Genomic DNA, 765 nt, shown 5'->3' with positions numbered 1-765 from the left:
CTAGCGAGTTGCCGTCGCCGGCACTTTTCCAACCGCCTCTCCCCGAACCGGGCTTGCGCTGTTAGGAGCACCCGGCTCTCCAGTGTCCTCCACAACCGCAGAGCGGTTGTGGATGATTCCCAACACGGTTTTGGCGTTTCGCATCTCGCGTACCTCGCCGTTCGGGTTTCAGGACACCTGCCACCCTTCCCCATGTGGACGGCTTTCCCGTCCTCGGAGTACTACGGTGGCTCCGTCGCCCTGCGCCTCGCGGCGCGGTGGGCGATCCCATATTCCCTTGATGCTGGACGTCCCGAGCGCGACGTAGGTGCCTCGTCCGTCTCCTTGAATGGGGTTATTCCCCATCGTCCATCGCGTGGAAGGTTCGAGCGACGACGGCTTTGCCGCTCCATCGCGGTGGCCCCGACCTCAGACGCTGTGTCGAGGGATGTACATTTGCATCACTGGAGGCTGAGGTTCGAGCAATGCGGCTCTCACCTTATCGCGCGGGCCTTGCAGACCATGGCCGTAAGCGTCTTCGGACCATTTCCGCTTCGACGGCATGCTACTGTCCCCTTTGGTTTTGACCGCCAGGTAAGCCGTTGGCCCAAGGGTCATTTCTTCCAAACCCCTCCTTTCTGCGAAAGGGATCCAGCGCCAGGTGATATGGCGCACGCCATCGATGCACCAGCCGATCGCCTGCTTGACCTCGGCTCTCGGCTCAAAGACGGTGCGCCAGATCAGCTCAGATTTCAAGCTCTTGAAGAAGCTCTCGACAGCGGCGTT

At 61.2% G+C, this 765-nt stretch carries 1 pseudogene; it reads right to left on the bottom strand.

Features of this window, described 5'->3' with window-relative positions:
- Positions 1–654 precede the first annotated feature (654 nt).
- A pseudogene (locus JKL46_RS37165) lies at positions 655–765 on the bottom strand (IS3 family transposase); the annotation flags it as partial.

The sequence above is a fragment of the Microvirga zambiensis WSM3693 genome (genome assembly GCF_016735695.1).
Taxonomy (GTDB): Bacteria; Pseudomonadota; Alphaproteobacteria; order Rhizobiales; family Beijerinckiaceae; genus Microvirga; species Microvirga zambiensis.
This window is presented reverse-complemented; position numbering and strand designations above follow the sequence as displayed.